This window comes from Mesorhizobium sp. M1A.F.Ca.ET.072.01.1.1, from assembly GCF_004023325.1.
GTDB lineage: Bacteria > Pseudomonadota > Alphaproteobacteria > Rhizobiales > Rhizobiaceae > Mesorhizobium.
The window spans coordinates 1-22,088 of record NZ_RZSF01000049.1; the positions used below are offsets into that span (position 1 = coordinate 1).

18 protein-coding genes and 1 pseudogene are annotated in these 22,088 nt (G+C 63.7%); 11 read left to right on the forward strand and 8 right to left on the reverse strand.

Annotated features, from left to right (window positions below):
* The 3 genes from EOA32_RS10010 to dhaL form a co-directional block, all read left to right on the forward strand.
* Positions 1-375 (forward strand): RpiB/LacA/LacB family sugar-phosphate isomerase (locus EOA32_RS10010; protein WP_128371655.1); only part of this gene is annotated, 375 nt, incomplete at its 5' end.
* Between the two features lie 174 nt (positions 376-549).
* Positions 550-1,557: a dihydroxyacetone kinase subunit DhaK gene (locus EOA32_RS10020; RefSeq protein WP_128371657.1), complete on the forward strand. Its 1,008-nt coding sequence runs from the start codon at positions 550-552 to the stop codon at positions 1,555-1,557.
* A 5-nt stretch (positions 1,558-1,562) separates the two neighbouring features.
* Positions 1,563-2,171 carry a dihydroxyacetone kinase subunit DhaL gene (gene dhaL, locus EOA32_RS10025; protein ID WP_128371658.1) on the forward strand — a complete coding sequence of 203 codons (609 nt, stop codon included), beginning with the start codon at positions 1,563-1,565 and terminating at the stop codon, positions 2,169-2,171.
* Between the two features lie 768 nt (positions 2,172-2,939).
* On the opposite strand, the gene EOA32_RS10030 is transcribed toward dhaL, so the two are convergent.
* From EOA32_RS10030 to EOA32_RS10055, 6 genes are read right to left on the reverse strand one after another with little or no spacing between them, the layout of a single operon-like run.
* Positions 2,940-3,395, reverse strand: a complete 456-nt coding sequence (locus tag EOA32_RS10030; RefSeq protein ID WP_128371659.1) for an RpiB/LacA/LacB family sugar-phosphate isomerase — start codon at positions 3,393-3,395, stop codon at positions 2,940-2,942.
* A gap of 12 nt (positions 3,396-3,407) precedes the next feature.
* A complete protein-coding gene (locus EOA32_RS10035; protein ID WP_189407043.1) occupies positions 3,408-4,166 on the reverse strand; it encodes a triose-phosphate isomerase in 759 nt (252 codons plus the stop codon).
* A 16-nt stretch (positions 4,167-4,182) separates the two neighbouring features.
* Positions 4,183-5,145: a sugar-binding transcriptional regulator gene (locus tag EOA32_RS10040; protein ID WP_128371661.1), complete on the reverse strand. Its 963-nt coding sequence runs from the start codon at positions 5,143-5,145 to the stop codon at positions 4,183-4,185.
* Between the two features lie 40 nt (positions 5,146-5,185).
* Entirely contained in the window at positions 5,186-6,118 is a 933-nt protein-coding gene (locus EOA32_RS10045; RefSeq protein WP_128371678.1) for a TIM barrel protein, read from the reverse strand.
* Positions 6,118-7,635: a glycerol-3-phosphate dehydrogenase gene (locus EOA32_RS10050; RefSeq protein ID WP_128371662.1), complete on the reverse strand. Its 1,518-nt coding sequence runs from the start codon at positions 7,633-7,635 to the stop codon at positions 6,118-6,120. Before EOA32_RS10050 ends, EOA32_RS10045 begins: the two co-directional genes overlap by 1 nt.
* Position 7,636: 1 nt before the next feature.
* Entirely contained in the window at positions 7,637-9,229 is a 1,593-nt protein-coding gene (locus EOA32_RS10055) for an FGGY-family carbohydrate kinase (protein ID WP_128371663.1), read from the reverse strand.
* Positions 9,230-10,033: 804 nt separating this feature from the next.
* Between EOA32_RS10055 and EOA32_RS10060 the strand changes: the two genes are divergently transcribed.
* From EOA32_RS10060 to EOA32_RS10095, 8 genes and pseudogenes are all read left to right on the forward strand, one after another.
* Positions 10,034-10,636, forward strand: a complete 603-nt coding sequence (locus tag EOA32_RS10060; protein WP_128371664.1) for a DUF2291 domain-containing protein — start codon at positions 10,034-10,036, stop codon at positions 10,634-10,636.
* Positions 10,633-12,171: a sugar ABC transporter ATP-binding protein gene (locus EOA32_RS10065; protein WP_128371665.1), complete on the forward strand. Its 1,539-nt coding sequence runs from the start codon at positions 10,633-10,635 to the stop codon at positions 12,169-12,171. Before EOA32_RS10060 ends, EOA32_RS10065 begins: the two co-directional genes overlap by 4 nt.
* A 19-nt stretch (positions 12,172-12,190) precedes the next feature.
* Positions 12,191-13,243 (forward strand): ABC transporter permease, encoded by a 1,053-nt coding sequence (locus EOA32_RS10070; RefSeq protein WP_128371666.1) that lies wholly within the window; start codon positions 12,191-12,193, stop codon positions 13,241-13,243.
* A gap of 113 nt (positions 13,244-13,356) precedes the next feature.
* Positions 13,357-14,304, forward strand: a complete 948-nt coding sequence (locus EOA32_RS10075; RefSeq protein WP_128371667.1) for a D-ribose ABC transporter substrate-binding protein — start codon at positions 13,357-13,359, stop codon at positions 14,302-14,304.
* Between the two features lie 143 nt (positions 14,305-14,447).
* On the forward strand, positions 14,448-15,314 hold the full coding sequence (locus tag EOA32_RS10080) for a DeoR/GlpR family DNA-binding transcription regulator (RefSeq protein WP_128371668.1): 867 nt from the start codon (positions 14,448-14,450) through the stop codon (positions 15,312-15,314).
* Between the two features lie 83 nt (positions 15,315-15,397).
* Positions 15,398-16,925, forward strand: a pseudogene (locus tag EOA32_RS10085) (FGGY-family carbohydrate kinase).
* Positions 16,922-17,689 carry a DeoR/GlpR family DNA-binding transcription regulator gene (locus EOA32_RS10090; RefSeq protein ID WP_128371669.1) on the forward strand — a complete coding sequence of 256 codons (768 nt, stop codon included), beginning with the start codon at positions 16,922-16,924 and terminating at the stop codon, positions 17,687-17,689. Before EOA32_RS10085 ends, EOA32_RS10090 begins: the two are co-directional and overlap by 4 nt.
* Positions 17,686-19,350: a glycerol-3-phosphate dehydrogenase/oxidase gene (locus EOA32_RS10095; RefSeq protein ID WP_128371670.1), complete on the forward strand. Its 1,665-nt coding sequence runs from the start codon at positions 17,686-17,688 to the stop codon at positions 19,348-19,350. Before EOA32_RS10090 ends, EOA32_RS10095 begins: the two co-directional genes overlap by 4 nt.
* A gap of 275 nt (positions 19,351-19,625) precedes the next feature.
* On the opposite strand, the gene EOA32_RS10100 is transcribed toward EOA32_RS10095, so the two are convergent.
* Both EOA32_RS10100 and EOA32_RS10105 read right to left on the reverse strand, forming a co-directional pair.
* Positions 19,626-20,345 carry a plasmid partitioning protein RepB C-terminal domain-containing protein gene (locus tag EOA32_RS10100; protein ID WP_128371671.1) on the reverse strand — a complete coding sequence of 240 codons (720 nt, stop codon included), beginning with the start codon at positions 20,343-20,345 and terminating at the stop codon, positions 19,626-19,628.
* 98 nt (positions 20,346-20,443) lie between these two features.
* The gene (locus EOA32_RS10105) at positions 20,444-22,006 is read right to left on the reverse strand and encodes a recombinase family protein (RefSeq protein ID WP_128371672.1); all 1,563 of its coding nucleotides are present in this window, start codon (positions 22,004-22,006) and stop codon (positions 20,444-20,446) included.
* Positions 22,007-22,088: the final 82 nt, after the last annotated feature.

The following is a 22,088-nucleotide window of genomic DNA, read 5'->3' on the forward strand; positions in this document are numbered from 1 at the left end:
GTATCGGAAGTGTCTCGCACGGACGCCGGCCCCGATCCCTTCTATGCCAATCTTTCAGACCGCGTCGCCACTGATCTGCTGGCCGGCAAATATGACCGCGCCATCCTGATCTGCGGCACGGGGATCGGCGTCTGCATCTCGGCCAACAAGGTGCCGGGCATCCGCGCGGCGCTCACCCACGACACCTACTCCGCCGAGCGCGCCGCACTGTCGAACAACGCCCAGATCATCACCATGGGCGCGCGCGTGATCGGGCCTGAACTGGCAAAATCGATCGCCGATGCCTTCCTCAAGGAGACGTTCGATCCAAAGGGGCGGTCGGCCGGCAATGTCGCCGCCATCGACCAGATGGACGCCAAGTACAACGCTCGCTGACCGATACCTTCCGCTACGCGATCACATCCGAAACAACACCAGGAGAAGAACGATTCCACGCCGGCGCGAAACGCTCTATCTCTTTGTTTTCACGCAAATCCGGACGGAAAACCGCTACACACTTTTCCTGGAATTGCTCTAGTCTCATGGCCGAGGACGATGCAGGAGGTGTGAATGAGCCTGACGCAGAAGCTGATCAACGACGGCAATGCGGCGGTCGACGAAATGCTGGCCGGCATCATGGCCGCGCATCCCGAGCATCTCTGGCGTCCTGACAACGCGCCGCGTTCGGTGGTCGCCAAACACGGCCCGCGGACCGGCAAGGTGGCTTTGGTGATCGGCGGCGGCTCCGGCCACGAGCCGACCTTCGTGGGGTATGTCGGCAAGGGCTTGGCCGATGCCGCCGTGATCGGCAACGTTTTCGCCTCGCCTCCTCCGCAGCCGGCAGTCGATGCGGCGGTGGCCGCGAGCGGCGGTGCCGGAGTTCTGTTCATGTATGGCAACTATGCCGGCGACGTGATGAACTTCGACATGGCCGCCGAGCTTCTGGAGATGGAAGGCATCGAGGCGCGCACGGTGCTGACCACCGACGACATAGCATCGGCGCCACGCGACCAGCGGCAAAAGCGCCGCGGCGTGGCCGGCAACGTTTTCATCTTCAAGGCCACGGGCGCAGCCGCGGACATGATGATGCCGCTGGACGAGGTGGAACGCGTCGCCGGTCGCGCCAACGAGCGCACCTTCACGATGGGCGTTGCGCTCTCTTCCTGTTCCCTGCCGCAGACGCGGAAGCCAAGCTTCGATCTTCCCGTCGGCGAGATGGAGATCGGCATGGGCATCCATGGCGAGCCTGGCGTGCGGCGCGGGCCGTTGCGTTCGGCCAATGAGGTCGCAGACGAAATCATGGACGCGATCCTGGCGGAAATGATGGCGCCGGCCGGCGCTCGTGTCGCGGTGCTGGTCAACTCGCTTGGCGCGACGCCGCTGATGGAACTCTATATCCTGAACGCCCGGATCGCGGAACGCTTGAAGGCTGCCGGGCTAGTCATTCACAAGACGCTCGTCGGCCCCTACTGCACGTCGCTAGACATGGCTGGCGCCTCGATTACCGTCATGCATCTCGATGACGAATTGCAGCGCATGATCGACCATCCCTGCGACTGCGCCATGTTCCGGAGCTGAGCGAGATGGAGTTCACGATCGGGGATTTGAAAGCTCTTTTCTGTGCCTTCTCGGAACGGATGGCGACTGAGCGCGACAGGCTCTGCACGCTTGACGGAGTGATCGGCGACGCCGATCACGGCATTGCCATGGAACAAGGCATGAAGGCCGCGGCCGATGCGGCCCAGGCCGCCGAAGGCACGCTGCAGGACATCTTCAATGCCGCTGCCAAAGGCTTTATCAACGCAGTCGGCGCTTCCTCTGGACCACTCTACGCGACCGCCCTTCTGCGGGCCGGCAAGGCAGCAGGTCCGCGGGCATCCATGCCGAGAGCCGAGTTGCGAACCGTCATTGCGGCGATGCGCGACGGCATCGTCCAGCGTGGCAAGGCGGAACCCGGCCAGAAGACCATGCTCGACGCCTGGGCGCCGGCCGCGGATGCGGCAATCAACGGCAAGAATGTCGATGCCATAGTCGCCGCGGCGCGCCAGGGCGCAGAAGCGACACGGGACATGGTCGCAACCATCGGTCGCGCCGCGCGTCTCGGCGAGCGCTCGCTCGGACATGCGGACCCCGGCTCGGTCTCGGCCGCAATGTTGGTCGAAGAAATCTGCAGTGCGATGAAGAATGCCTAGCTGAACGCAGAGAGCGATAACTTAGGACAGCATGATCGCGGTCAAATGACACGTTTGGGATCATCAGGTGCTCGCTGGAACGACTTGGATGGGGCGCAAAGCAGACACACTTTTATGCACGCGGTTCTACGCTGCAGCGCTCGCGCTATTCGAAAGCACTTTACTTGATCCGAGATGTGGGCGCAGATCGTGTCTGCCAGATTGGAGACGGAGATTCCCAGTCGAGTAGGAGGCAGACATGGACAGGAATATTGGTCGATCTCGCGCCAATGCCGACATGAAGATCGTCAAAAAGTTAGGCTTCTGATTTTAAAGGGAAAATCGGCGCAACTTTCAAGGTTTCGACAACTATCGGCCTGAGTCGGCCGGTTTTGCATTTTGATGGCGCGCCATGGCTGGCCTCGAAAAGTACCGTCACGACTGCAGACAGGTGCATGTTTTCGGTGCAAACTCATTGGTTATAGCAGGACCGCGGGATGGTATCTGTCATCCCGACCTCCACGATCACGACAAGATACTTCCGACGCTCAAGGACCAGGAGAGGGCGAGAGACGTCATAACCAACGGTTTGGACGAAATCGTTGGCGTGACGTGCGTTGCCTGCCCGACAAGAGGTACGATGGCCCGATATCCTGGCGGCGCTGAAGAATCTTCTGACCAAGCTTTCGCCGATCAGTGGGACGCGGCAGGGCACCGGTCCAGAGCACAGCGACGAAGAACGGGATGAACAAGAATCCCCAGCGGCTCTTCCCCCCGACTTCGTCTGAATCAGCGTGCATTGTACTTGGCGTCGACCTGGTCGATGGCGGCGACATTGCCGGCCGAGCGCCCCTGCGGATCGAAGATCTCCTTGAGGAATGCATCCGCGATCGACTTTGCCAGCTCGGGCCCGATCACGCGCGCGCCCATGGTGATGATCTGGGCGTTGTTCGACAGCGCCGCCCGCTCGGCCGAATAGGTGTCGTGGGTGAGCGCCGCGCGAATGCCCGGCACCTTGTTGGCCGAGATGCAGACCCCGATGCCCGTGCCGCAGATCAGGATGGCGCGGTCATATTTGCCGGCCAGCAGATCAGTGGCGACGCGGTCTGAAAGATTGGCATAGAAGGGATCGGGGCCGGCGTCCGTGCGAGACACTTCCGATACCTCGTGCTTGTCCTTCAGATGATCGGCCAGAATCTTGGCCAGGGCTTCGCCGGCGCTGTCGCCTGCTACCGCGAGCTTCATGATGGTCTCCTTCTAGAGTTTGGCGGCGCATCTGGACAGGATGTCGAGGTAGCCCTCGACATCCCATGCGGCGCGTCCGATGAACAAACCGTCGATATGCGGGCATGCGATGAGTTCGGCGCAATTGTCGCGGTTGACCGAACCGCCATAGAGGCATGGGACGCGGCGGCCGAGCACGTCTTGGGCGGTGGCGATGATCTCCGCCTGGCGGGCGTCGGCATAGTCCGAGGTCGCCGGAATGCCGTTGATGCCGATTGCCCAGACCGGCTCGTAGGCGAGCAGGATCGGCGCCCGCTTCTGCGCAGCCGAAAGCTTCGACAAGGCGCCGCGCACCTGCCGGTCCAGCACCTCGCGGGCGCGACCGGCCTCGCGCTCGGCAAACGTCTCGCCGATGCAGATCAAGGGGGTGAGGCCATGGCGTATGGCGGCCTCGGTCTTGAGGCCCACGGTTTCGTCCGTCTCGCCGAAATGCTCGCGCCGCTCGGAATGGCCGAGCTCGACGATATCCAGATTGCAGTCCTTCAGCATCAGCGGCGAAATCTCGCCGGTCCATGCGCCTTCGTCGGCCCAATGCATGTTCTGGGCGCCGACCTTGGCGGACGTACCTTGAAGCATCGCCTTGACCTCGCGCGCCGCCGTGAAGGGCGGGATGACGAAGCGCTGGATGCGCAGATCGCCTCGCGGGTCGGCAAGCAGTCCGCTGGCGAACGCACGCGCCTCAGCGAGCGTCTTGTTCATCTTCCAGCTCGTGCCGATCCAGACGTGAGGCATCTGTGTCATGCGGTGGTCATTCCGTTTCGCTTACGAGAGCCCTGGCTGTGGACTCATCGGTGATGAGACCTTTCAACCGCGCGCTTTTGAGCACCGCTCGGACCGCCTCGACCTTTGTCGGACCACCAGCGATCGCGATGATGCGGCTATCCGCCGACCCGTCCAGATCGACGGCGAGCGTGCGAGCGGTCAAGGTCGTATCCAGCACCCGGCCGCGCGCATCGAAAAAGTGCCCGAGCATTTCGCCGACGCCGCCGACGGCAGTGATCTCGGCAATTTCGCGCGGCTCGATCATGCCCGTCGCCACAAGCTGAGCGCCCGCATCCGCCGTGCCGATGCCAACGAACTTCAGCGTCGCCCGGTTCGACATCTCGAAGATTTCCCGCACGCCACGCTGCGCCAGGAGCACTTCGCGGTCGTCCGCGGAATTGGCAAAAAACGGAACCGGCATGACGTAGGCCTGTGCGCCGGTCTTTTCGGCCAGTCGATGCATAACGTCGTGCGGATTGGCCGCATAGTTGCGCGTCAGGCCGCCGAGCAGCGAGACGAAGCGCACGCCGGCTGCCTCGAAGCGCGGCAACTGATGCACCGCGGCGGCGAGCGTGCGGCCATGACCGACACCGATGACCCTGTCCTCGCCGCGCTCCATCTCGCGACGCAGGAAACCGGCGCCCGCCACTCCCAGCGCCCGCAATGGCAGGCCATCCTCGCCCAGATCCGGCGCGACCTCGCAAAAGTCCAGCCCGAAGCGATCGCAGAGCTGGTTCTCCAGCAATGCGCATTCAACGACCTCGCCGTCGATCGAGACTTTGACCGCCCCGTCGGCTACAGCCCGGGCGATCAGCCGATGCGCCTTTACAGACGGCAGCCCGAGCCGCTTCGCCACCTCGGCCTGAGTAAGCCCGCCGGCGTAGTGCAGCCAAGCGGCACGGGTCGCGAGGGACCCTTCAGGGTCCAGTCCAGCTGGGCGTTTCGGCATCTGCGGTCCTTGATCGTGCGTTTGGGTCATTCTCAGCCGGTCAGATATTCAGGCCTTGCACGCCCGTGTCGATATGGGAAGCCCAGAAGGCTATGCTCTCGGCGATCTGCGGGATGACCTGCCGATCGTCCGGCTCCCGTTCCTTGAAACTCAGCTCCAGGCAGATCTCGTTGTCGACGGCGCCGCCTTCGGCGAAGGCCTTCAGCAGCGGCTCGGGATGAATGCGGCCCCTGGCATTGAACGCCGCGGTGAAGGGGCGATGCCCGCCCTTGTCCATGAGGCTTTGCTTGATGTGGATGATCGGCGACAGCCTCGGCACCGCGCGGGCCCAGGCATAGGGATCGTAGTCATCCGGATTGGCGCTGCTCACGTCGCCATGGTCGATGTCGGCCATCATCCACATCGGCACCGCCATTTCGGCTTTGGTCAGCCTGTCCTGCAACTTCAGGCATTCAGCGATGGTATGGCCGATCTCGCGCCCGATGCTCATCGGCTCCCAGAAAACATAACGCAACCCGGCCGCCTTGGCGTGTTCGGCCACCTCCGCCCAGCAGTCGATGGCTATCCGGATCAGGTCCTCGCGCCGGACCGGATCGTCATAATCCTTGTAGGTGAAGATGGCGAACTGGGTGCCGATGGAGACGCCGCCGAGGTCGGCGGTGATGTCGGCGAAGGTCTTGAACCAGTCGACATAGTAGCGGCGCACATCAGCGTCGGGATGGCCGAAATGGTTGAGCCGGCCATAGGGGCCGGTCATGCCGCTCGTGACGCGCACTCCGGTGCGCCGCAGGGCCGCGATCATCAGCCGGGTCAGGCGCCGGATCACCTGCGCCGGCCAGCTCGGATTGATGAACTCATGCGTCAGCTGCAAGTCGCGCAGCCTGAGATCGCGCGCGACGGTCTCTACCAGGTCGTCCGGATCGGCGAAGCGGTTGACCAGCGGATTGGTGTTCAGGGAAAGCGTCAGCGCCATCATGCAGCCTCGGCAAGACGCTCGGCGTCGAACCACCTGGCGAAAGCGTCCCGTTCCGCCTCGGTGAGGTGCAAATGGTGCTTGGTGCGCCGAAGCAGGATGTCGTCGGGGGTGCGCGCCCATTCCCTGGCGACGAGATAGCGCACCTCCGCCTCGTAGAGAAGGCCGCCGTGATGGCGGCCAAGGCCGTCGAGGCACGCCGCGTCCTTGACGAGGTCCCTGGTGCGCGCGCCGTAGAGCCGCCCATAGTGATGCACGAGATCGCGCGGCATCCACGGATAGGCTTCGCGCAGGCCGTTGGCGAAGGTCTCGTAGTCGGCATTGGGGATTTCGCCGCCGGGCAGCGGTGCGGTCTCTGTCCAGTCCTCGCCCATCCGCGGGAAAACATGCTTCAGCCGATGCATGCCGCGCTCGGCCAATTCGCGGAAAGTGGTGATCTTGCCGCCGAAAACGTTGAGCAGCGGCGCGCCGCCGGTCTCGTCGAGGTCGAAGACATAGTCGCGCGTCACCGCCGATGGGTTGCCCTGGCCGTCGTCGAACAGCGGCCGCACGCCGGAGAAGGAGTAGAGCACGTCCTGACGCCGCAGCTTCTCCTTGAAGTAGCGGTTCACCGCAGCAAGCAGGTAGTCGATCTCCGCTTCGTCGGCCCTGACGTCCTCGGCGCGGCCGTTATAGGCGATGTCGGTGGTTCCGATCAGCGCCATGTCGCCCTCATAGGGGTTGATGAAGATGACGCGTTTGTCGTGGTTCTGCACCAGGTAGGCGTTCGCGCCCTGCCAGAACTTCGGCACGATGATGTGGCTGCCTTTGACCAGGCGCACGTTGCGCGACGAGTTCGATCCCGCGATACGGCCGATGACGTCCGAAACCCAAGGGCCGGCGGCATTGACGAGGCAGCGGGCACGGAAGAGGCGCGTTTCGCCGGTCATCGCGTTTCTGATCGTCACCGTCCAGGCGCCATTCTCGCGGCGGGCGGAGACGGCGGGCGAGCGGGTGAGCACCTCGGCCCCGCGCTCGGCGGCGCTGACCGCGTTGAGCACCACCAGCCGCGCATCATCCACCCAGCAGTCGGAATATTCGAAGCCGTGCTTATATTGGTCGAGCAGAGGCGTTCCTTCCGGGTCGCGCTCAAGGTCGAGCGTGCGCGTGCCCGGCAGCTTTTTTCGACCGCCCAGATGGTCGTAGAGGAACAGGCCGAGCCGTACCAGCCAGGCCGGCCGGTCCTGCGGACTATGCGGCAGCACGAAGCGCATCGGCCAGATGATATGGGGCGCGGCCTTTAGCAGCACCTCGCGTTCGATCAACGCCTCGCGCACCAGGCGGAACTCGTAATATTCGAGATAGCGCAGGCCGCCATGCACCAGCTTGCCGGACCGGGAGGACGTGCCCTCGGCAAGGTCGTCCTTTTCGCACAGCACGACCGACAGGCCGCGACCTGCCGCGTCCCGGGCGATGCCGGCACCGTTGATGCCGCCGCCGATGACGAAGAGGTCGACCTCTTTCGGCTCATGCCCCATCCTATGCTCCCTCAGGCGTCTCGGCAGAGGCGCCGGCCGTGTTGCGGCGTTGGGCGGCCAGGGCTTCCCAGGCCGGCCCGAGGGCATGGCGTGCCGCGGTAAATGCCGGAAAAAGGCCGTCATAGACGCCGATCAGCGCCGGATCTGGCGCCTCGACGGGCCCGAGCAGCGGCGTGACCCAGTCGGCGATGCAGGCGCCCATATCGGGATAGGCGCCGATGGCGACCGCCGCCATCATTGCGCAGCCGGCAGCACCGGCCTCCTCACGCGAAGAGACGCGCACCGGCGCGTGGACCGCCGCCGACAGGATGCCGCGCAATCCCTGCGAACGGGCCGCGCCGCCCGACAGTCGCAGTTCCGACGGCAGGTTGCCCATCGCCGCGTAGCAGTCGCGCATGGCGAGTCCCAGCCCCTCGAGGACGGCACGCACCAGGCTCGGGTAGCGGTGGTTGACCGACAGGCCGACGAAGTCGGCGCGGGCGTTGGCGCTTACGAACGGCCCGCGCTCGCCGGCTTCCGAGATATAGGGATGATAGACGACCTGGCCGGGCCGGCTGTCGCCGAGCCAGCGATCGATACGGGCGACCAGATCGCGGTGACTGGCCTCCTGCCCGAATTCCTTCAGCACGTCCGCGGCAAGACCGAGAACCCAGTCAATGTTGAGCGTGGTCGCCATGTTGGTCTGGACCTGCGTCACCAGATCCGGAATCGGCAGGGTGATGACGTAGCCCGAGCCCTCCTTGTTGAGGTGCACGGCGCCTGTCGGCACGGCCCGCATGTGGACGCCGGTCGACCCGACGATCGAGCAGGCGACGTCGCCCTCGCCGCCGCAGACCCCGGCGCCGAGCGCGGCCATGACCATGTCGACATAGCCGAGACTGACGGGAGTGTCCGCTTTCAGACCTGTCTCGGCCGCCGCCGCGGCGGTAAGCGGATGGTTTGCCATCGTGCCGTCGATGATCTCGGGCAAGAGCTTGCGCCGTCGGGACAGGCCGAGCGCCTCGATAACAGTCTCGTCGTAGTGGCGGGTGCGGAAATTGCCGAAGGTGAAGCTTGATTCCGACGGGTCAGTGGCACGCACGCCGGTCAAGTTCAGATAGAGCCAGTCCTTGCAGTGCAACGCCACTTCGGCATGGTCGAGAAGCTCGGGCGCGTGGCGGTCCATGTGAGCCATCTGACTGCCCTGCTGGCAGGTGTTGAGCCCGGTTCCGGTCGCCTCGAAACGCGCGCGGTTGAGCGGGCCGGCGGCCAGGCGCTTGACGGTGGGCGCGGCACGGGCGTCGAGCCACAGCCACGCGTCGGCGACCGGCTCGTCCTGCCGGCCCACGAGCCAGGTGCCGTCGCCCTGCGCGGTCACCGCGAGCGCCGCGGCACGCGCCGCCAGGTTTTCAACCTTGTCGCCGAGCCCTCGAAGCGCCACGACGCAGTCGCGCCAGGTCTGGGCGAGCGACTGTGTCGCCGAACCGTCGGCGCCGGATGCGTACCGGTTCGGAACCGAAGCAGACGCGATCTGCCGGCCGTTCAACTCAAAGGCGACCGCCTTGATGACCGACGTACCGGAATCGATACCTATGATGAGATCAGCGCCGGCCACGGGGCTCTCCAAGTCCGATGCGACCACGCCTGGATCGGCAACAGGGCAATGTCGGTCTCCCTCCTGATTTCCCGCCTGCAGCCCGGTGGACGGGTGACGGCAAAGATACGCCGTTACGCGCTTCCGGGTAGCGGCGCCTTGCGCAATTCCATTCTAAGTTATCATGGAAATAACACAATGGATGATTTTTTTTGCAGACATCGAAAATTTTTTCAGCTAGGCTACTGTTAATCAGGAGGAACTCTACCATCGGTCCCGTGGTCTTCAGCAGGCAGGCGGGAAGCGAACAAAACAGGCTGCAGGCTTGTTCAGCGTGCAGTGCAGCACAGCACGGCAAGCGTAAATTACAGTGGCAATCAGGAGCTTACGACCGATAATTCGCTCCTCAAGCATGGCTGTGCCGTGTCTGTGAGGTGATTCATCTCGACGATCGGCAATCGAAAGTGAAAGGCCATTCCGGAAGATGGTGTTTTAGAAATCACATGGGCTGGGCCCCTCCAACAGCGCACAATCCGGACTGAAGCGGAATTCCGATTTAACATACTTGACGCGAAAGATAACACTAATATAACGTTGTAACGGTGGATGACGTCGATGCAGCGGGAGGAAAATGCCGCATTGCCGGCCAAGGGTGGAGGACAATCGATGCAAGCTAGCAATCCCGACCATGAGTATCCCAGTGCGGCGGCAGTCGTCCATCGTGCATCCTCATCGGCTCCTGCCCGCCTCGTTCCATCGCCGGCAAGGCACTGAATGATGAACGCCTTGTCGACCCCGAAGGCCCCCGCAGCACCGCGCCGCAGTATGATTATCGCGATCGGTCTCGGCGTCGTGGTCCTTGCCGCGATCGCGCTCGACACGAAGGTGGTGCGGGTCGGATCGTCCGCCGACGTCAGCCAGGAGGCGTTTTCGCCCGACCGTTTCGGCGAGAAGGAGTTCCAGCGCATCCAGGCCTTCGTCGTCGAGCACGCCGTCAATGCCGCTACCTTCGGGCCGGCGGTCATGGCCGACAAGAACGCCGCCGCCAAACAGTACGGAACCGCCTCGTCGACCGGCGCGATCATCCCGATCAGGCTGACAGCGGTGGCGGGCGAAGCGAAATCCGGCGTCTACGAACTCAAGGCCGACGGCGTGCCGGCCGACATCCATGTGCGTGTGCAGACCGGGCCGGCCATCAACGGCACCGATATTCGCGATGCGACGGGCGACATCGTCTTCGGCAAGTTCAAGAACCAGATCGAATACCAGGACGCCGGCTCGGGCATCAACCGGGCCATGAAGAAGGCGACCCTCGACGGTATCGACACCGCGAGCCTCTCCGGCAAGACGCTGGAGATCTTCGGCGTTTTCCGCCTCATCAACCCGAAGAACTGGCTGATCACGCCGGTGAAGGTCACCGTCAAATGAGCGGCGCCGCGACCTCCCGGCCGGCCGGCGAAGTGGTTCTGGCGGCGCGCAACATCGCCAAGTCCTACAACGGCGTGAAGGCGCTGAAAGGCGTCAATTTCGACATCCACCGCGGCCAGGTGACGACGCTGTTCGGCGAGAATGGCGCCGGCAAGTCGACGCTGATGAAGATCCTCTCCGGCGTGGTGCAGCCGACCTCTGGCGAGATCGTTCTCGATGGCCGGCCCATCGTGTTTTCCTCCTCCACTGACGCGCGCAACCACGGCATCTCGATCATTCATCAGGAGCTCAGCCTCGCGCCCAATCTGTCGGTTCGCGACAACATCTTCATGGGGCGCGAGATCACCGGCCCGACCGGCGTCGACTACGCTGAGGAGGAACGCCAGGTCCGCAGGCTGCTGGCGGAGCTCGAGGAGGACATTGACCCGCTCACTCCTGTCGAGGAACTGCGACTAGGACAGCAGCAGATCGTCGAGATCGCCCGAGCGCTTTCGGTCGACAGCCGTATCCTCATCATGGACGAGCCGACATCGGCGCTTTCGGCCACCGAGGTCGAGGTTCTTTTCAGCGTGATCCGCGACCTTACCGCCAAAGGCGTGTCGATCGTCTACATCTCGCACCATCTGGAGGAGGCCCTGCAGATCACCGATCATGCGGTGGTGCTGCGGGACGGCAACATGACTGCCTACGCGCCACGCGCGGATATCGATCTTGAATGGATCGTGCGCAACATGGTCGGTGAGAACTATGATCTGGGCAGTCCGCCGACCGGTCATGATTTCGGTCCGGTCATGCTCTCGGTCCGCGACCTGACCGTGCCGGATCCGGCCGGCGGCGGCTACAATGTCGTCGACCGCATGTCGCTCGACGTCAGGGCCGGCGAGATCGTCTGCATCTATGGCCTGATGGGGGCCGGCAGGACGGAACTGCTCGAAACCGTCGCCGGCAAGCTGAGCGCGACGTCCGGCGAGATCGTGCTCGAGGGCATGGAGATATCCCACCTCCCCATCGGCGAGCGCATCGCCCGCGGCCTTGCGCTCGTGCCAGAGGATCGCCAGCGCTACGGGCTCGTCCAGACGATGTCGGTCGGACAGAATCTGTCGCTCGCCTCGATCATGGAATTCACGCGCGGCGTCTTCACCTCGATCAAGCTCGAACGGGCGCTGATCCAGAAATCGATCAGGGACGTGACAGTCAAGACCGATGGACCGGACGTGCCGATCGGGTCGCTGTCCGGTGGCAACCAGCAGAAGGTGGTGATCGGCAAGATGCTCGCCACCGATCCCAAGGTCATCCTGCTGGATGAACCCAGCCGCGGCATCGACATCGGCGCCAAGGCCGAGGTGTTCCGTATTCTGGCTCATCACGCGGCGGCCGGGCAGACCGTCGTCTTCACGACATCGGAAGTCAACGAGTGCCTGTCGATCGCCCACCGGATCATCATCATGCGGCGCGGCCGGATCTCGGCCGAGTTCACCTCGGACATCACCAAGGAAAAGATCATGGCCGCCTCGGGCGAGGCGGTGGCGGCCTGAGCGGAACCGGAAACGAACAATGACGCAAACCAGCGCCAACCGAATGTCTTCCCAGGTCTCGCCCGTCAAGGGAACACGCAACCCGATCCAGCTCTTGCTGAAGGGCCGCGCCTTTTTCGCGCTGATCGCCATCGTCGTCGTCTTTTCGTTTCTGTCGCCGAACTACCTCACCGTCTCCAATCTGCTGATCATGTCCTCGCACGTGGCGATCTACGGCATACTCGCGATCGGCATGCTGCTGGTCATACTCAGTGGCGGCATCGACCTTTCAGTCGGCTCGATCCTGGCTCTGTGCGGCGTCGTCGCGGGCGCACTCATGCAGGGCGTGGAGTTGAAACCGCTCGGTGTGATCCTGTTTCCGCCGGTATGGGCCGTGGTCGTGCTGACCTGCACGCTCGGCGCCGCGCTCGGCGCGCTCAACGGCATTCTCATCGCCTGGTTCAAGGTGCCCGCCTTCGTCACCACGCTGGGCGTCATGTACATGGCGCGCGGCATCGCGCTGCTGATGACCAACGGCCTCACCTACAATAATCTCGCCGGCCGGCCGGAGCTCGGCAACACCGGCTTCGACTGGCTGGGCTTCAACCGGCTCTTCGGGGTGCCGATCAGCGTGTTGGCCCTGGCGGCCCTCGCCGTGCTGACCGGGCTGATGCTCAGTCGCTCTTCCTTCGGCCGTTGGCTCTATGCCGCGGGCGGCAACGAGAACGCGGCCGACCTGTCGGGCGTGCCGGTCAAGCGGGTCAAGATCACGGTCTATACTCTCTCCGGTATTCTGTCGGCCATCGCCGGCCTGGTGCTCTCTTCGCAGTTGACGTCGGCAGGACCAACCGCCGGCACGACCTACGAGCTGACTGCGATCGCGGCCGTGGTCATCGGTGGCGCCGCGCTGACCGGCGGCCGCGGTACCGTGCGCGGCACCATGCTCGGCGCCTTCGTCATCGGCTTTCTTTCGGACGGCCTCGTCATCATCGGCGTGTCTTCCTACTGGCAGACCGTCTTCACTGGCGCCGTCATCGTGCTCGCCGTGCTCATGAACACCATTCAATACGGGGCCCGCGGCTTCCGACAGTGACGCCGCGCCTCGCCGAAAGCTTCTCCGGACGCAAGGAGATCGACCGGAAAAGAAGGCCGAGAAAATCGGCAACTGCAATCCGCAACCGCAATCTGTAAGAGGGAGTGAGAGAAATGATCAACAAAGCCAGAAGGATGCTTATGGTCGCCGCCGCCACGCTGCCGTTGATGGCTAGCCATGCCTGGGCGGCGGGTCTGATCAGTATTATAGTGACCGATCCGGCCAATCCCTATTGGCTCACCGAGGGCCAGGTCGCCAAGGCCACGGCCGAGAGCCTCGGCTACACCGCCAATGTCAGCGCCCACAAGGGCGACACCAACACCGAAAGCACAATGATCGACACTGCCATCACCAACAAGTCGGTGGCGATCATTCTCGACCCGGCCAATGCCGACGGTTCGATCGGTGCGGTCAAGAAGGCGATTGCCGCCAACATCCCGGTCTTCCTGGTCAACGCCGAGATCAACCAGGATGGTCTCGCCAAGGCGCAGCTCGTCTCCAACAACGCCCAGGGGGCCGCGATCGGTGCGCAGCAGTGGGTCGAGGCGATCGGCGACAAGGGCAACTATGTCGAACTGTTCGGCAACCCGGCCGACAACAACGCGGCGACGCGCTCGAACGGCTACGAGACCGTGCTTACCCAGTATCCGGACCTCAAGAAGGTCGGCAAGGAAGTGGCCAACTGGGACCGCACGCAAGGCTACCAGAAAATGCAGTCGCTGCTGCAGGCCCACCCCGACATCGTGGGTGTCATTTCCGGCAACGACGAGATGGCCCTCGGCGCCATCGCGGCGCTGAAGGAAGCCGGCAAGCTCTCCCAGGTGAAGGTCGGCGGCTTCGACGGCTCGCCGGACGCGGTCGCTGCCGTCAAGGCCGGCGAAATGCAGTATACGGTGCTGCAGCCTGTCGCGGTCTTCTCGGCCGAAGCGGTGAAGCAGGCCGACAAGTTCATCAAGACCGGCTCGACAGGTGCTGCCTCCGAGAAGCAGCTCTTCGACTGCGCCCTGATCACCAAGGACAATGTCGACAAATACACCGGGCCGTTCACGCTCTCCCAGTGAACTGTCGGATCGGGGCGCGCAGCGCAGCGCGCCCCTTTTCCTGCCGCGCAAAAGCATGCGATGCGCAAAACCCTGCTCGCCCATAAGGAGCCTGCTTGCCATCGGCGCCAGATATGCGAATGGCATCGGCAGGAGAGGCTTGGATGACAGATCGCGAGATTCGGCCCGAGCAGGCGTTGAAGGCCCTTGCGGGGGATCAGGTGCCCGCCGACAGCCGCCACGCGCGCCAGCTGGCGCGCCGCCGGATGATTGCAGAGGCGGTCATGGCCGAGGGCACAATGCGCATCGAGGACCTCACCGAGCGTTTCGGCATCAGCCTGATGACCGCGCATCGCGACTTGGACGAACTGGTCGAGAAGGGTCTGTTGCGCAAGACGCGTGGCATCGTCTCGGCCGCCCCGACCAGCCTCATCGAATCGAGCGACGTCTACCGCTCCTCGCGCCAGGGAGCCGAGAAGCGCGCGATCGCGGAGGCGGCGGCGGCCTTCCTGGAACCCGGCCAGGCGGTCTTCTTCGACGATTCCACCACCGTCCTGCAGCTCGTGCCGCATCTTGCGGCGCGCGTGCCGCTGACGGCGATCACCAATTCGATCACCCTGATGAACGAGCTCAAGAACACGCGCGACCTGACGCTGCTCGGGCTTGGCGGCCAGTTCTACAACTGGTGCAATGCCTTCATGGGGCCAGTCACGGTGACGGAGATCCGGCGGCTGAGGGCCGATCGCGTCTTCATGTCGATGTCGGCCATCACCGACCGCATGGTGTTCCACCAGTCGCCGGAAATGGTCGAGACCAAGCGCGCCATGTTCGACAGCGCGGCCATGCGCATCCTGCTTGCCGATCACACCAAGTTCGAGCGCCGGGCGCTGCACGCCATGTGCGCGCTGAACGAGTTCGACGTCATCGTCGTCGACGACGGAACGCCGCCCCGCCAAGTCGAGGAGATGAAGGCAGCGGGCATGACCGTCGTCGTCGCGGCCGTGCGCCAAGAAAATGTTACAGCCGGCTGATTGTAACATCAGTTGATGTTAACTTAACATAGTGCTATGCGAAAACCTCAGGAGATGCACGCGATGTGCATGGCGAGGAGCGCATGCCCTGTCTGCTGGGGATCGATAGCGGCCTGACGGTCACCAAGGCGGTGGTTTTCGACGAGGCCGGCACGCCGCTGGCCCTGGCCCGACGTCGGGTGCCGCAGATCATCTCCGGCCCGCGTCATGTCGAGCGCGACATGAACGAGCTGTGGCGCGCCGCCGCCGAAGCGATCGCGGAAGGCGGTCTCCGGCTGCGGCAGACCGCCCATGGACATCGCCGCCGTCGCCGCCACCGCCCATGGCGACGGGCTCTATATGCTCGACCGTGACCGCCAACCGCTTGGACACGGCATTCTGTCGCTTGACAGCCGGGCCGGAGAAATTGCCGCCCGGTGGCAAACCGACGGGACGGCCGGCAAGGCACTGTCGCGGACCGGCCAGACGCCGCACGCCTCGGCGCCGTCTTCGCTGCTGGCCTGGGTGCGCGAGCGGCACCCGCAGCGCTTTGCCTACATCGGCCACGTGCTCGCCTGCAAAGACTGGCTGCGCTTCTGCCTGACGGACAGCCTAGGCACCGATCTTACCGAAGCAAGCACCTCCTTCACGGCGGTCGACAGCCAAGCTTACGCGCCGGACATCCTCTCGATCTTCGGTCTCGAGGCGCTCGCCGATGCACTGCCGTCGGTCGCGCGGCCGGACGAGCATATCGGCGCCATCAGTGCGCAAGCGGCCCGGTACACCGGACTCATTTCCGGCACGCCGGTCGTGGCCGGCTTGCACGACGTGACCGCCTCGGCGCTGGGCATCGGCGGCTATGGCGAAGGCGTGGTTGCCATCGTTGCCGGCACCTATTCGATCAATGAGACGGTCTCCACCGCGCCGCGCGTTGACGCCCGCTGGTTCTGCCGCAACGGCTTGAAGCCCGGCGAATGGAACAACATGTCGATCTCGCCGGCATCGGCAGCAAACTACGACTGGTTCCTCGACACGCTGTGCGGTTCCGAGCGGGCGGCTGCGGAAACCGGCGGACGCTCGATCCACGCCGTCGTCGGCCCGGAAATCGAGGCGGCATTGGCGCGCCCCTCGACGCTGCTCTTCCATCCCTATCTGTTCGGCTCGCCGCATGGCCCGGCCGCGAGCGCCGGCTTCCTTGGACTGCGCGCCTGGCATGACCGCGGCGACATGCTGCGCGCGGTGATCGAAGGCATAGCCTTCAACCATCGCGTCCACGTCGATGCGCTGCGCGAAGGTTTTGCGCCGCGCGAGGCGCGGCTGACCGGCGGCATTTCCCGCAACCCGACCTTTGCTCAGATCTTCGCCGACGTGCTCGCCATGCCGCTCACGGTGACCGAAACGGAGGAAGCCGCCGCATGGGGCGCCGCGCTCTGCGCCGGCGCCGGCGTCGGCCTATTCGCCTCGCCGCGGCACGATCCGCGCGACCTCGCAGCACTTGGCCGCACCTATCGGCCCGACCCCGAGCGCAGCGCCGCCATGGACAAGCGCTACCGGCTGCACTGCGACATCGCCGACCGCCTCGCCGAGGCCTGGCCATCGATCGAATCGCTCGCGGAAGGGGGAGAGCGATGAACGCGGACAATCGCCGGCAGGACATTGCCGACTATGTCATTCAGCATGGCGAGGCACGCATCGACGAGCTCGTGACGGCGTTCGGCGTCTCGCGCATGACCATCCATCGCCACGTCGACGAGCTGGCGCGCCAGGGTGTGTTGCGCAAGCTGCACGGCGCGGTCAGCGCGCAACCGTCCGGCGTCTACGAAAGCCTCTTCCGTTTCCGCGAGACGCATGCGGCGGCGGCCAAACGGGCGCTTGCCCAAGCGGCTCTGGCCGAGATCGAGCCCGGGCAGGTCGTGCTGCTCGACGATTCGACCACCGCCAACGCGCTCGGCCCGCTCCTGGCCCAGATTGCGCCACTGACCGTCGTCACCAACAGCCTGTCGCTGGCGGAGCAACTGGTGGGGAAGGACGAGCTGAAGCTGATCCTGCTCGGCGGCGAATACCATCCGACCTACAACGCCTTCATCGGCCACATCTGCGAGGATGCGCTGCAGAAGATCAGGGTCAATCTGCTCATCTGCTCGGCCTCGGCGATCGACAAGACCGCAACGCTGATCCAGGATCCGCAGGTCGTGCGCGTGAAGCAGGCCATGGCGGCCGCGGCCTCGCGCAGCGTGCTGCTCATCGATTCCTCCAAGTTCGGCAAGGTGGCGCTGCACCTGTTTGCGGACCTCACCGATTTCGATCTGGTGCTCAGTGACGACGGCCTTCCCGACGAGATCGCCGGCAGGATGAAGGCGGCCGGGGTCAATCTCAAGATCGTGCCGGTGCAATGACCGGGACGACTCTCGATGTCGATGTCCTCATCATCGGCGCCGGCATCAACGGCGCCGGCCTGTTTCGCGACCTGTGCGAACAGGGCCTGCGGGTCGCGGTCGTTGACAAGGCGGATTTCGGTTCCGGCACAAGCGCCGCGCCGTCCCGACTGATCCATGGCGGCATCAAATATCTCGAAACGGGTGAGCTGGGCCTCGTCGCGCAATCGACGCTGGAGCGCAACCTGCTGCTGCGCAATGCCCCGCATGCCGTGCGGCCGCTACCGACCGTCATCCCGATCTTTTCCTGGCTGACGGGCATCGGGGCGGCGCTACGCACCCTTTTCGGCAGCACGACCGCTCCGCGCGGCCGCGGCGCTCTGCTGATCAAGATCGGCCTTGCCATGTATGACTTCTACGGCGCCCGCCGCCGCGTCATGCCCCGGCACAGCATATGGTCGAAAGCACGGGCGCTGAGAGAGATACCGCCTTTGACACCAAGCATCGTGGCGGCCGGCACCTATTATGACGCCGCCGTGCGTCATCCCGAGCGGCTGGTGCTTGAACTTCTTCAGGACGGCGTCAAGGCGAGCCCTGAATCGGAAGCTCTCAACTATGTCCAATTGCTGGGCAGCGACGGCAGCGTCGTGCGCTTCGCCCTGCCCGACAGCCGCGAGCTCGGTTTCCGGCCGCGGATCGTCGTCAACGCGGCGGGACCGTGGATCGACCATGTCAACACAGCGCTCGGCGCGCCGTCACGGCTGATCGGCGGCACCAAGGGCTCGCACATCGTCCTCGACCATCCCGACCTGTTGCGGGCGCTGAACGGCCGCATGATCTATTTCGAAGCCAATGACGGCCGCATATGCCTGGTGTTCGATTATCTCGGCCGGGCGCTGGTCGGCTCGACCGACATCCACGCCGCCGACCCCGAAACCGTGCGCTGCGAGGATGACGAGATCGACTATTTCCTGGCGAGCCTGCGCGAACTCCTGCCCGGTCTTGCCTTCGGCCGCGAGCAGATCGTCTATGCCTATTCCGGCATCCGTCCACTGCCGGCGTCGGACGGCACGGCGCCGGGCCTGATCAGCCGCGATCACTCGGCACCCGTCATGGAGATCGAGGGCAACCGGCACTGGCCGATCGTCTCACTGGTGGGCGGGAAGTGGACAACCTTCCGTGGTTTCGCCGAAGAGGTAGCCGACATGGTTTTGTCCAGGCTCGGTCAGCCAAGGCGGGTAAGCACGCAAGGCCTCCCTATCGGCGGCGGCCGCGATTTTCCGGCCGATGCGGCTGCGCATGCCCGCTGGATCTCCGCTGTCACTGCTGAGACGGGCACATCGGCCGCCCGCGCCGAAGTCCTGCTCGACCGCTATGGCACGACGGCCCGTCCCATTCTGGCGCGCGAAGCCGAACGACAGGCGGAGCCGCTTGCCGGCGCATTCGAATATACGCTGGCGGAAATTGATTGGCTGGCGCGCAACGAAAATGTCGTCCACCTGGCGGACATTGTCATGCGGCGCACCGCGCTGGCGGTCACGGGCCGGCTCAGCCGCAGCAACCTTGAACAAATCGCCGACACCGTAGCGGCCGCTCTGGCGTGGAACGCCGGGCGGCGCGAGCAGGAGCTCGAAGCGACTTCAAAGGATCTCGCGGAGCGGCACCGATTTTGTTTTGAATAACCAGGGTCCGTTGCCAGTCGATGTCGAAGGCATTGTCGGGCATGACAGGCCACAGCCGTGAATGTCCAGCGAAGCATTAAAGCGCCTTATGCACCACTGGCCGTTGTGCTCGCGCCTTTTGCGCTCACTCTGCCTGCCGGCTCCCGCCGAAAACGCGAGAGCGTCACTTTGTTCGTTCGCTTGTTGTTTTCAGGAAGCGGACCACCCTGCGTAACGGCCGAGATGAGGCGCTGGCATCTGGTCGCGAGACCCGCCTCTGCCTGCGATCATCGCGGCTATCTGAGGACGATCCCCGCCAAGTTGTGGAAGTCTTCAAAACGGCCGGGGAAATTGCGTGCCAGAAATCGCACCACCTTGGAATTATCCATGAGCCGGTCAAAATAGCGGCTGGCGGCGACGAGTTCCAGGCTCGCTGGTCCACGCCGGTCCAGCGCATTTAGGAATGCGCGGCTAAGCCTGGCCAACTCGGACTCCATTTCTGCCCTCCGGTCTTCGGAAAGACTGGCGATCTCATCTTGCGGACGGATATCTTTAATTAGGAGCGACGGTGGCGTGAGAGCGACGAGCATCTTCACGTAGTTGAGGCTGACCGGCCCCCTGGCAATCATCAAGCGTGCAATCTCTATTTGCCTGACCGGAAGCACCAGCCGCAGCAATGCGAAAAGCCCTGCCGGCCCGATGCAGTCCCTCAGCAGACCGAGGACCTCCGGGCAGATCTCGCCGGTCGACCTCGGACTGGCCTCCGCGGAGGTGGGATGCGTTGAGGTCTGTGCGGGCGGCGAGCCGCTGATTCTCCGCGCCAATGTATTTGGCATCGTAGCAAGGCCTTCGGATAACAACAGCGCGCGGAACTGCCTGTCGCCTGTTATCAGGCGAACCGCCACCGTGATCCTGTCCAAGCGCTCGTCGAGCTCTTCCACCTCTTCGATGAAAACACGCTTGCGTTTGCACTCGGCGTCGTAAAGCCTGAGCAGCTCGGGAGTGGAACGGCGCATCTTGGGGCGTAGCCGATCAGAGGCCAAGGCCCCTGCATGTCGGCGGTCGCTGTTGAGAAGTACCTGGTAGGCAGCTTCTCGGCTAAGCCGCTTTGACCTCATGTTGCGCTCTCGATCGCTGCCCGCTCCGCCAACGCGACCAGCGGCATCAATGTGGGAAATACATAGGCATCCAGCCGCGCTCCGTTGTTGGCATGCAGATCACGTTTGCCGGCGATCTCACGCGCGGGAGCAATCAGGTAGTCTCGAATGGTGAGGTCGCCGGGATTCATCCGGATCAGGACAAAGATATCCGGCAGCGGCTGCCGATCAGCCTTTGAAAGCCATCGGGGATAACCGAAGTGGGAAACCCTGCAGCGTCCTATTGCGATCGCCACACTTATCTCCTCGTTGATCCGCAGGAGGCCTGTCTCCGCCTCATGGGCCGCAAGCGCGCCTCGCTTTTCAACTGCGGCCAAAAAATCCTGAATCACCTGAAGCTTCACCGTGTCCAGTCGTCGATTCACATGAATGTAGCGGCAATTCTTGGGCGCCTCGTATCCGATTAGTTCATAGGCCTTGACGAGGGTTCCAAAACGCCACGCGTATCGTTGGGCCGGCGGGCAATCGGGCGCGTCGTCGATGATGAAGGTGGATAGCGCACCGCGGCGTGCCAGCAGCGCCTTTAAGGCATCCAACATCTCCTGATCGGACATATGGCCATGGATGATCTTGAGCAAAGTCTGCGCGCGTCTGAATAGCTTGCGGTTTACGATCGGCTCTAGGACGTTTTCCACACGAAGCCATTGTTCGGGAGGATTGTGGAACCGATGGCTTTTGAGCCTGGTCGAGCCCCTATTCCAAACGCTGTTGCCAATGTAGTTCTCGTTGGTCAGCAGAGAGTGGACAGATTCCCGCGTCCACGGGCGCCCCAGGTCGGTCAGCACGCCACGCCTGTTGAGCGTTCTGGCGATCTCCAGCTGTGACTTTCGGGTTTTGACAAAGTGGTTGAAAATCCATCTCACCGTCGCGACCTCGTCGGGCGGCCCGTGGACCAGAACGATGCGATCCGTTTGCAGGTTCTTGTACTGGTAGGACGAGAGGATGCCTTTGGGACGCCCATTTTGATCGACGAGCAGGCGGCGCAGGCCAAATCCAGCCTTGCCGCCCTGTCGAAAACCCATCCGGATTAGCCTCGCCTGGCCAATGAAGACTTTCTGCGACAGCATTCTGCTGTGCTCCGCAGCCATGCTGCGCTTGATCGCCTTGAGCACATCAGATCCGATGCTGCCGTCGTTGGCGAACTGTTCGGCGCAAAATTCGATCCGCACGCCAGCCATCTGGCATCGGTACTCGTATGCGGCGCTCTCATCGATATTCTGGAAGCGTCCCCATCGGCTGACATCGTACACCACGACGGTGTCGAAATCGGCACTCCCGCTTTCGACATCGGCAAGCAGTTGCTGAAGGCCAGGGCGGCCTTCGAGGTTAAGACCACTGCGACCCGCGTCCTCGTAGGTGGCGACGATGTCGTAGCCCATGATCTCCGCATAGTCGCGGATGGCATCCCTCTGGTTTTCGATCGAGTAAGTCTGGTATTCCGTCGACATGCGCAGATATTGGGCAGCGCGAACCCTGCGCCTCCCTGCAGGAGTGTCACGGGCCGCTCTAACCTTGCCCATTGTCTTTCGCCGTCGTGTTAGTTTGGTGATCTAGGGCCGACGGCTTTTTCGTGAATACGGCATTGGTGCAGTTGAAGATTCA